The sequence below is a fragment of the Flavobacterium sp. genome (assembly GCF_044371705.1).
GTDB lineage: Bacteria > Bacteroidota > Bacteroidia > Flavobacteriales > Flavobacteriaceae > Flavobacterium.
The window spans coordinates 1-9,925 of sequence record NZ_JBILTE010000100.1 but is presented as its reverse complement, the minus strand read 5'-3'; the positions used below and the strand labels follow the sequence as shown (position 1 = coordinate 9,925).

The window sequence follows — 9,925 nt, the reverse complement described above, 5'->3', positions numbered from 1 at the left end:
CTAATTTTTCTTCAGGAATAAAAGTCAAGGTATTGCTGGACAGTGCCACCACTTTTCCTTTTATGGAAGGAGAAATGTCAAAGAGGTTTTGATCCAGTTCCTCGTTGGCTTGCCATTCGTTTTTATAGAAAGTAAAAACCACTCGGATATCACTTTTTGTGGACACGAGTCCCGAACTAAAGGTTTGTATGTATTCTTTGAACAACGAAAAATCGGAGTTGAACTCCTCAGTTGATACTTTTTTGCCACAGGAATGGAGCACAACAACAGCTAATACAAGCTGCAACAAACGTTTGATTGACATTGTTCAGTAAATTAAGAATGGAACGAAAGAAAGTGGTTACTTATTTCGGATAACACAAAAACTATTCCGATTATTGTGTTAAATGTAAGAATAATTTAAGAAGAAATTATGGGTTAATTTAAAATATTTATAGCTATTTTTTAGTCCGTTTATAGCGTGGCAATAAATAGGATAATCGTTCAGTGCATTTTCAAAGTTACATATAGTGCAATTTCAAAGTAATATATAGTGTAATTTCAAAGTGATGTATAGTGCAATTTCAAAGTAGCGTGTAGTGTAATTTCAAAATATGTACCATAAATATTTAAATTATTAATCTAAAAAGCAATAAGCTTGCTATTTTCATTTCCGCCGAGAAGCAAAAAAACGCACCATTAAATCGCCACATTCTTGTTCCATAACACCTTGTATTACTTCTGTTCTGGGGTGTAATTGAGTGCCCATTTTTAAAAACCCTCTATGTTCATCGCGAGCTCCAAAAACAATTTTGGTAATCTGGCTCCAATACAAAGCTCCGGCACACATTTGACAGGGTTCGATTGTTACATACAGTGTGCAATCTTTTAAATATTTTCCGCCTAAAAAATTTGCAGCGGCTGTTATTGCTTGCATTTCTGCATGAGCGGTAACGTCATTCAAAAGTTCGGTTAAATTATGTGTTCGAGCGATTATTTTATCGGCAACAACTATGACTGCACCCACGGGAACTTCACCTTTTTCAAAGGCAATTTCGGCTTCCTGATAGGCCTTTTTCATAAAATATTCGTGTGTAAACGGATTTTCCATAGAAACAAAAATACAATTTCAAACGCTACCTCGTGCCGTAAAAGATGAACAATTTTAATCCTATTTTTACCTATCTATTTGGAATTAGCAATACCTTCGCACTATGGAACATAAAGCAGTAATTTTTGACATGGATGGTGTGATTGTCCATACCAATCCCTTTCACGTTGTTGCATTTGAGAGGTTTTTTGACAGACATCAAGTCACGTATTCAACCGAAGAATTTGAAGAGCACATGTATGGCAAACACAATGGATACATAATGCGTCATTTCTTTAAAAACCAAGATTTAACCGAGGAAGAAGTTGACAAATTAGCGAATGAAAAAGAAGCATTGTTTCGAGAAATCTATGCGGAATATGCTTGCCCGATTCCGCGGTTTTTAGAATTTTTAATTGTATTGAAAGCTGCAGGTTTTAAAACCGGTATAGCCACTTCTGCACCAAAAGAAAATCTTACGCTTATTATGAGGCTTTTGGGATTTGAATCACAAATGGAATCTGCTTTATCGAGTGAAAACGTAATTCATCACAAACCTCATCCGGAAGTCTATCTGAAAACAATGAAAAATCTGGCTGTAAAACCCGAAAATACTTTGGTTTTTGAAGATTCTTTTTCGGGAATTATGGCCGGGAAAAATGCGGGAGCAAAAGTCGTTGGTGTTTTAACGACTCATAGTAAAGAGCAACTACCTCCTTGTGACTTTTATATTCATGATTATACCGAAATCTCGCTAAAAAAGGTTCTGGAATTATTGGAAAAATAGCACTCAGCCTTTTAATTGATTGATAGAATTTTACTTGTTTGAATTGAAATCTAAATTACAATTTCAATTCGTACATTTGTGACATGTCAGAAAATCTACTTCAACACATACAATCACCTTCCGATTTGCGACAGTTAGCAATAACTCAGTTACCCGAATTGGCCAAGAATTTACGTGATTTTATTATTGATATTGTTTCCGTTAAAGAAGGCCATTTGGGTGCCAGTTTGGGTGTAGTTGAATTGACCATTGCATTGCATTATGTTTTTGACACACCTACTGATTTATTGGTTTGGGATGTAGGCCATCAAGCTTATGGACATAAAATTTTAACAGGAAGGAAAGATATTTTTTACACGAATCGGCAATTAGGAGGCATTTCAGGGTTTCCAAAACGCAGTGAAAGCGAATATGACACGTTTGGTGTGGGACATTCTTCCACTTCTATTTCTGCGGCTTTGGGAATGGCCATTGCTTCGCAACTCAAAGGCGAAGACAAAAATCATATTGCGGTAATTGGCGATGCATCGATTGCAAGCGGAATGGCTTTTGAAGGATTGAATCATGCAGGAGTTACAGATGCCAATTTATTAGTTGTTTTAAATGACAATGCCATTGGAATTGATCCTAGCGTGGGTGCATTAAAAAATTATTTAACTGCAGTTAAGGAAGGGAAAAATCCTAAGGACAACAACATGATTAAGTCGCTGAATTTCGATTACTCGGGTCCGATTGACGGTCATGATATTTTCGCCTTAATCAAAGAATTGGAACGATTAAAAAAAGTAAAAGGTCCCAAATTTCTACATGTCATTACAACCAAAGGTAAAGGATTACAAAAAGCGGAAGAAGATCAAGTAAAATACCATGCTCCGGGGAAATTTGATAAACTAACCGGAGAAATTCTCTTAAAAGAAGAAGGACATTTACCTCCAAAATTTCAAGATGTTTTTGGACTTACTTTAGTTGAACTAGCTACTCAAAATAAAAATATCATCGGGATTACACCTGCAATGCCCACAGGAAGTTCATTGAAATTCATGATGGATATTTTTCCTGAAAGAGCTTTTGATGTAGGTATTGCCGAACAACATGCGGTGACACTTGCGGCCGGAATGGCCACTCAAGGAATGGTTGTTTTTTGCAATATTTATTCAACCTTTTTGCAACGAGCTTACGACCAAGTGATTCATGACGTTGCCTTGCAGAATTTACCTGTTGTTTTTTGTTTAGACCGAGCCGGTTTGGTTGGCGAAGACGGAGCTACCCATCACGGCGTTTTTGACATACCTTATTTACGATGCATTCCGAACATGATTATTTATGCTCCGCGAAATGAAGCAGCCTTACGCAATATGATGTATACGGCTCAATTGGGACTTACAAATCCAATAGCAATTCGTTATCCGCGGGGAAGAGGAGAATTGGTTGATTGGAAACAACCATTTGAAAAAACTGAAATAGGGAAAGCAAATCTTTTAAAAGAAGGCTCAAAAGTTGCGATACTTTCCAACGGTTTTATTGGCAAGAATGTCGCTGATGCACTGGCAAAAACTGACCATCCTGCAAATTTTGCTCACTATGATTTTCCTTTTGTAAAACCTTTGGATGAAGGCATTTTGCATCAAATTTGTACAAACTATTCTGAAATTATTACCATCGAAGACGGTGCAATCAAAGGTGGTTTTGGCAGTGCAGTTTGTGAATTTGCTTCACAATTTAATTACTATAGCAACATTCGTGTTCTAGGTATTCCGGATACATTTATCGAACAAGGCTCTGTTTTAGAATTGCAACAATTTTGCAAAATAGACGTTGAAAGTTTGGTCTCCATTTTGTCAACTTATTAAAAATGGTGACTTTTGCAACGACTTAAATAATCCTATTACATGAGAATAGTTATCATGCTTTTTTTGCTTGTTGGTTCAATTTCAATTCTTCATGCTCAAAAAATCAGAACCACAAAAGACACTGTTTTTTGGGTTAGTAAAAAAACGATAGGCTTAGATATTAATCAAGTAGCTTTTATGAATTGGAATGCAGGAGGAAATAGCTCAATTGCGGGTTTATTAAGAGCGGATTTTTCAAAAAAATATACTAGAGAATCTGTTCTTTGGAACAACGAAATAAGTGTTCGCTACGGAATCAATAAGCAAGATGGCCGGGAACTTCGCAAGACTGACGATGCTTTTTCAATGTTGTCTAATTTCGGTTATAAAAAAGACCCCACCTCCAATTGGTATTATTCTGCACGATTTAGTTTTAATACGCAGTTTTCCAATGGCTATTCATACCCAAATACAGATACCCCTATTTCAAAACCATTTGCTCCTGCCTATCTTTTCTTGGGGGTTGGGTCAGAGCATAATTTAAAAGAAAAAAATCTGAATTTTTACTTTTCGCCTTTAACTGTTAAAACAACCCTGGTTCTTGACCAACGACTAGCAGATTTGGGTTCTTTTGGTGTAAACAAAGCTGTATATGATGAAGCAGGAAATTTGATACAGAAGGGCAAAATGACTAGAAATGAAGTGGGTATACTTTTAAGTAATTTTTGGAAAACTCCGGTTTATAAAAACATGACCCTTGAGAATCGCCTTTCATTGTATACCGATTATATCAATAAATTTGGAAATATTGATGTAGACTGGCAAATACAATTGGACATGGTTGTTAATGATTATGTGCGTGCCAATATCGGTTTACACATGCTCTACGATGATGATGTAAAAGCCAAAGAGCAAATCAATGGAGTTCAAACAACAGTTGGTCCTAAAGTGCAATTAAAACAAGGCTTAGGGATAGGCTTTGTTTATATTTTTAAGGAAAAGAAAAGCAGTACTCCGTAGTCTAGTTTTTGATGATTTTTTTAATAAAATTCGATTGGTCTGTTTCAATTTTAACAATGTAAACCCCTGCATTCAAATTAGTCAAATTAATTTCTTTTGTGTTGTCAAATGAAGTAGTTGAATCATTGTAAACGATTCTTCCGTTTAAATCAACTACTTGTATGTTCATTTTTCCAACGTAATTAGCATAAGAAATTATTATTTTTCCATTGGATGGGTTGGGGAACACATTAATAGATTCCTGATTTTGGATAGTCGAAACACTAAGTATACAATTAGGACCTGCTGCCGGTGTGGTAAAATCTTCTGTTTGATCGGATGCACTGTCATTTAATCCTGAACTTGCATTAACTCCCAAGCCTCTAGCAGCAAAAACTGACCAGATCATACAATAGTCAGCACCACCTGTAGTTGCCTGATCCGCTGCAATTAGAGCATTTCTACCTTCTACAAAAGTGGGGTTACATGGTTGAATTTTCATCGCATCCAATACCAATCGGAGCACTTTATTATTCCCCCCATTTCCTGTAAAAATATTAGAATTAAACCCGTATTTATTAACATAGGCCCATGTTAAATCCCAGAGCATAGTAGCCCAAACAGAGCCAACACCATGAGGAACAGATAAGAAATTGCTGTCATCAAAAGTCAGCGGATTAATAGCAAAATTTGTTGAATAAGGATAAGGACGAATTCCGCCGCCAGTTATGGGCTCTCCAATAGCAAAAGTACCTATTCCTCTCGCTGCAGAACCAACATCTCCCGTTTTCATTTGAAGCATTAAGGCGAACCAATCTGACCATCCTTCACCCATTTGTTCTTCATTGTTTAAACAACTTGAGTTATTAGCTCCACCTGTCAATCTATTTGATATCCCGTGTCCGTATTCATGAGCAATAATTCCATTATCAAAAGAACCATCTGAATTTACAAAAATTTCTTCAGGGCCTTGCAGCACAATAAATACAGGGCCGCTTTGTAACTGATTGATTAATAAATTACCAACAGCTTGTGTGACACTCAGAGCCGGAATAGTAACCCCAGTTCCGTCGCCTCCCATTACAATAGTTCCGGGAACATTGTTCACAACAATTACTGCTGTAGCTCCCGCATTTTGGGCTCGCAAAACTTTTGAAACGAAAGTGCAATCTCCTCTTTTTAGTAATACAATTTTACCTGCCATTGCTGCACCATTTACAGGATCTGTGCAAGCATCGGCCGTATCACCAATACCGTCGTTGTAAAGGATAAGGTTCGATGAAATGGTTAGAGGACTAAAGGGTAAACTGACGTTTCCCGGTGAGAAATTATTATCTCTAGCAGCATAGTTTCCAGCAATTACTGCCGGGGACGTAATGGTGATTGGCATCATTTGTGGGGCTGTATTCCATAAAAACATTTGCATTCTTCCGCTAAAACCATCAATGGGTGTTGAAAAATTAGCATTGTTTGTCCCTCCTCCATCTTGCGATTCTGCTATAACAAAATCATTTCCAGTTCCGAGATTTCCATAATTATTTTGTTGGAAATTACCGTTCGCCTCATCAAAACCATATTTATAAAATATATCATGAATCATATTATTCATGTAAAACAAATTGGTTGTTGCGGCATTAGTGTAAGTACTTGGTTGTGCACTAGTTCCGGTATATGGAAAATCAAATAATAATGCAGCTCCTCCATTCGGACTTGCTCCAACTGTGGAATTAACACCATCAATATCTTCTCTTGCCCAAACATTATTACCTCTTGTAATAGTAAACTCCGAACCCGTTACGCCATTGGTGTCATGCCAGCCAAAAGGTGACGCTCCAATATCATGCGGATTACTGATTAACTGTCGTGGCCCATGATTAGGACTTTCTGTGTTGTATGGAAAAACATTATAACTTCCTGACTGAGTTTCAACTAAATAATTTGCTGACTTATTAATTTTTTTAGAAAATCCAACAAAATGATTGTGATTAGAATGATTGGAAGTTGTTCCAAAATTACAAGTCAACACCAAATCTTTTTGTTGAAGTATTGCTCCATTCACAGCATCAATTGTTAGGTACCACAAATTCTTGTAATTGGGCGTATAAAAAGTAAAATTCCATGCTAGTCGCAAACGATTATCATCTGTAATTTGATAAACTAATTTAGCCAAAACCGGCTCGTCAATTTGAATACCGCTAGTAATCTTATAATGATTGGCGGCTGTCGTGCTCACCATTTGTAACGACTCACTTGGAACAATTCCCAAACTTTGGTAGGCCATTTGCAACGCTTGCAAAACACCATAAACAGGTGTTATGGTGTTTATTCGTTCACCTACAGCGGATTCAAATCTATTGGCTACGTAAAAAACAGTGCTGTTTTTAAAAGAAAAGTTAGTTAACGCATGATCAATTTCGATCCCTTGATAGCGTTGTTTTACTTGGTAATTTGTAATTCCGGTAACGCTAGAGTTGGCTTCGCTTTCAATCACCCAATCAGAAATGTCTTCCTGCGTTAGTGCAAGATTCGTACGATTATTTTCAAGGTATTGTTGTATGGATTGTGTCGGATTTTGAGAAAATACTAAATTTCCGATAAATAGAAACACTAAAAGTAAATGTCTAACCATTTGAATATTGAATTTAATTTTTCCCAAAAATAGACTTATATTTATAATTATTTAAGCAAATAATTAATTTTCATACAATTTAACTATTGTTTGACTTAATTATTTGATGATACAATAAAGCATTGCCATCTGTTAAAAGTGATATGAAATGGCAAATATGTAACAGCCGCTCATATAAATCTTCTTTCTCAACATGGTACTTTTCAGGTAATAATTTTAGAATTAACTGATCGTAATGGTTTGCATGACCGTTAAAGTCATTATTATAAGCGGTGATAAAATTGTCTAAAAGAGTGTTGATGATATGAAAACCGGTAATTTCTTTTTCGATGACTTCCCTACTTTGATAAATTTTCTTAACGCTTAATTTGATAATGTCATCCATTTGTGCTTTGTACTTACTTTTATCAGTCAAAGCAAAGGGAAATTGTCCATTTAAAATAGTTTCTTCATTTTCAACAAAAACACGAACTGCATCGCTAATTAAACTCCCAATTGCTAAGGCTCTTATATAGCTGATTCTATCTTCTTTGGTTGTTAATGCATTATATTTTGACGCATCGATACTTTCTTTCACTAATTTGATTAGGTATTCCAACGCATAGTCTTCATCTACCAAACCTAAATTGATGCCGTCTTCAAAATCAATAATGGTGTAACAAATATCATCAGCCGCTTCTACTAAATAGGCCAATGGATGCCGTTCAAACCCAATATCATCTCCTGTTTTATTTGGAAGTAAGCCCAATTCGGAAGCTACTTCTTTAAAAAATTCTTTGTCTTGTTGGAAAAAACCATATTTTTTATCGGCTATGTTTTGAGTAGGTTTTTTGGGTAAACTTTCTTTGGGATATTTCATAAATGCTCCCAAAGTTGCATACGAAATCCGTAGTCCGCCTTCAATGCTGGGTCGAGAACCTGTTAGCACCGAAAAACCATTGGCATTGCCTTCAAAATCAACTAAGTCTTGCCATTGTTTGGGCGTCAATTGCTCTTTGTATTGCAGTCCTTTTCCAGTTTTAAAATACTCTCCAATGGCTTTCTCCCCAGAATGTCCAAAAGGTGGATTGCCGATGTCATGTGCCAAACAAGCGGCTGCCACAATCGCCCCGAAATCATTCATTTGATAGCCGTGGACTTCCTGTAAATGGGGATATTTTTCAATGATTTTTTTTCCTACCAATCTTCCTATTGATCGACCCACAACTGAAACTTCTAAGCTGTGCGTTAAACGTGTATGCACAAAATCGGTTTTTGATAGTGGAATTACCTGCGTTTTGTCCTGCAAGCTTCTGAAAGCAGCCGAAAAAATGATTCGGTCATAATCTACTTCAAATCCCAGACGTGTGTCGTCTTGCTCTACTCTAAGTCGTTTTCCTTTATCGCCTTGACGCTTTAAGGATAAAAGTTGTTCCCACTTCATAGTTTAATTTTATAGTAACTTGTCTCTTTTAAAGATACTTTTTCATGCATACACTATTTTTAACTCCAATATATTGACCATAATTATCAATAACCTGATATCCCTTTTTTTGATATAAATATTGAGCATCTTTTAGTTCTATTCCTGTTTCAAGAAGAGCTATTGAATATTTTTCTTCTTTCGCCCAATTTTCTAATTCGGTTAAAATAGCTTTTGCTACTCCTTTCCCTCTTTGATCCAGAACTGTAAACATTCTTTTAATTTCAATTGTTTCAGGATCAAATTCTTTGTAAGCTCCTATACCAACCGGAAAATTATTTTCATAAGCAATTAATACATTCTTCAATAAGTTGGATTTGTTGAATTGAGCATAAAACACATGATCCTCACCGTCAATAATTCTCAAATAAGCATCAAGTTGAACAACCAATTTTTGAAAATCATCATGATCTGATGTTGTGCGAAGTAATGCAATCATTGTATTTACTTTTTTTCATTCGCCAAAAAGAAGTTTCTGGATTTTTTAGGATACTTATTATAACTGATATCACTTGGGTTTTCAATTACCGTTTTGATATTTATTTTATCCCCAATTTTAAAACCGGCTTCGGTGTATTTATAATCCAACAAATATTCGCCACAGAAATAATTCCCGTTTTCATCTTTCTCGATGATTCCTGTATAAACGCCTTTTTTATCTTTTGACATGGTTATTAATTTTGCTTATTCAAATGTACGAATTGAAAGTTGAATTATGAATAAATAGATTGCATTGGTTGCAAAGTCGCATTTAGCCTCGATTGTAATGGAAAGCACGGCTTGTTGGGTTTGTGTGAGGCTTGCTTTGCCAAAGCGACCATAGGAAGCTCTTGGCAGAGCTTAGCCGAACCTAACTCAACAAACGGACTTGGAATGTAAAGCGAGAAATAGCTTCAAAAAAAACAGCCATTTACCTAAATAAACAGCTGATTTTCTATTCTCCATTATCTTAATTCTATTTTCTGCTTAAGATCCACACATCTCACATTCGTCGGGACCTGCATTTTTAGCCATTTCAATCATAGCACGGTATTCCTCGGGAGACATTTCTACGGGTTCGTTTAAAACAGCTATCGTTTCTAATCTTTTAGTTAAAACAACTTGCTCAATCACTTCAACAGGCTCAGCTTTTTTGTCGTTATTTAAGGTA

10 protein-coding genes are annotated in these 9,925 nt (G+C 36.0%); 3 read left to right on the top strand and 7 right to left on the bottom strand.

Annotated features, from left to right (window positions below; all coding sequences use genetic code 11):
- Together ACIQ2S_RS08205 and ACIQ2S_RS08200 are read right to left on the bottom strand one after the other, a co-directional pair.
- On the bottom strand, window positions 1-304 hold a 304-nt coding region (locus tag ACIQ2S_RS08205), incomplete at its 3' end, for a hypothetical protein (RefSeq protein WP_396174858.1).
- Between the two features lie 342 nt (window positions 305-646).
- Entirely contained in the window at window positions 647-1,090 is a 444-nt protein-coding gene (locus tag ACIQ2S_RS08200; protein WP_396174855.1) for a nucleoside deaminase, read from the bottom strand.
- 103 nt (window positions 1,091-1,193) lie between these two features.
- On the opposite strand from ACIQ2S_RS08200, the gene ACIQ2S_RS08195 reads away from it, so the two are divergent.
- From ACIQ2S_RS08195 to ACIQ2S_RS08185, 3 genes are all read left to right on the top strand, one after another.
- Window positions 1,194-1,856 (top strand): HAD family hydrolase, encoded by a 663-nt coding sequence (locus tag ACIQ2S_RS08195; RefSeq protein ID WP_396174853.1) that lies wholly within the window; start codon window positions 1,194-1,196, stop codon window positions 1,854-1,856.
- A gap of 83 nt (window positions 1,857-1,939) precedes the next feature.
- Entirely contained in the window at window positions 1,940-3,706 is a 1,767-nt protein-coding gene (locus tag ACIQ2S_RS08190; protein WP_396174851.1) for a 1-deoxy-D-xylulose-5-phosphate synthase, read from the top strand.
- Between the two features lie 39 nt (window positions 3,707-3,745).
- Entirely contained in the window at window positions 3,746-4,705 is a 960-nt protein-coding gene (locus tag ACIQ2S_RS08185) for a DUF3078 domain-containing protein (RefSeq protein ID WP_396174849.1), read from the top strand.
- A 1-nt stretch (window position 4,706) separates the two neighbouring features.
- Here the strand turns inward: ACIQ2S_RS08185 and ACIQ2S_RS08180 are convergent, their stop codons facing one another.
- The 5 genes from ACIQ2S_RS08180 to ACIQ2S_RS08160 form a co-directional block, all read right to left on the bottom strand.
- Window positions 4,707-7,313 carry a T9SS-dependent M36 family metallopeptidase gene (locus ACIQ2S_RS08180; RefSeq protein ID WP_396174847.1) on the bottom strand — a complete coding sequence of 869 codons (2,607 nt, stop codon included), beginning with the start codon at window positions 7,311-7,313 and terminating at the stop codon, window positions 4,707-4,709.
- 79 nt (window positions 7,314-7,392) lie between these two features.
- On the bottom strand, window positions 7,393-8,736 hold the full coding sequence (locus tag ACIQ2S_RS08175) for a deoxyguanosinetriphosphate triphosphohydrolase (protein ID WP_396174845.1): 1,344 nt from the start codon (window positions 8,734-8,736) through the stop codon (window positions 7,393-7,395).
- Between the two features lie 28 nt (window positions 8,737-8,764).
- Complete coding sequence (locus ACIQ2S_RS08170) at window positions 8,765-9,214, bottom strand: GNAT family N-acetyltransferase (protein WP_396174843.1); 450 nt, start codon at window positions 9,212-9,214, stop codon at window positions 8,765-8,767.
- 5 nt (window positions 9,215-9,219) lie between these two features.
- Window positions 9,220-9,444 (bottom strand): hypothetical protein, encoded by a 225-nt coding sequence (locus tag ACIQ2S_RS08165; RefSeq protein WP_396174841.1) that lies wholly within the window; start codon window positions 9,442-9,444, stop codon window positions 9,220-9,222.
- 297 nt (window positions 9,445-9,741) lie between these two features.
- A partial coding sequence (locus ACIQ2S_RS08160) for a hypothetical protein (protein WP_396174838.1) occupies window positions 9,742-9,925 on the bottom strand: 184 nt, incomplete at its 5' end.

Coding starts and splice junctions, on each gene's coding strand:
- ACIQ2S_RS08165 (WP_396174841.1), bottom strand. CDS start 9,444: ATGTCAAAAGATAAAAAAGGCGTTTATACAGGAATCATCGAGAAAGAT.
- ACIQ2S_RS08180 (WP_396174847.1), bottom strand. CDS start 7,313: ATGGTTAGACATTTACTTTTAGTGTTTCTATTTATCGGAAATTTAGTA.
- ACIQ2S_RS08175 (WP_396174845.1), bottom strand. CDS start 8,736: ATGAAGTGGGAACAACTTTTATCCTTAAAGCGTCAAGGCGATAAAGGA.
- ACIQ2S_RS08170 (WP_396174843.1), bottom strand. CDS start 9,214: ATGATTGCATTACTTCGCACAACATCAGATCATGATGATTTTCAAAAA.
- ACIQ2S_RS08195 (WP_396174853.1), top strand. CDS start 1,194: ATGGAACATAAAGCAGTAATTTTTGACATGGATGGTGTGATTGTCCAT.
- ACIQ2S_RS08185 (WP_396174849.1), top strand. CDS start 3,746: ATGAGAATAGTTATCATGCTTTTTTTGCTTGTTGGTTCAATTTCAATT.
- ACIQ2S_RS08190 (WP_396174851.1), top strand. CDS start 1,940: ATGTCAGAAAATCTACTTCAACACATACAATCACCTTCCGATTTGCGA.
- ACIQ2S_RS08200 (WP_396174855.1), bottom strand. CDS start 1,090: ATGGAAAATCCGTTTACACACGAATATTTTATGAAAAAGGCCTATCAG.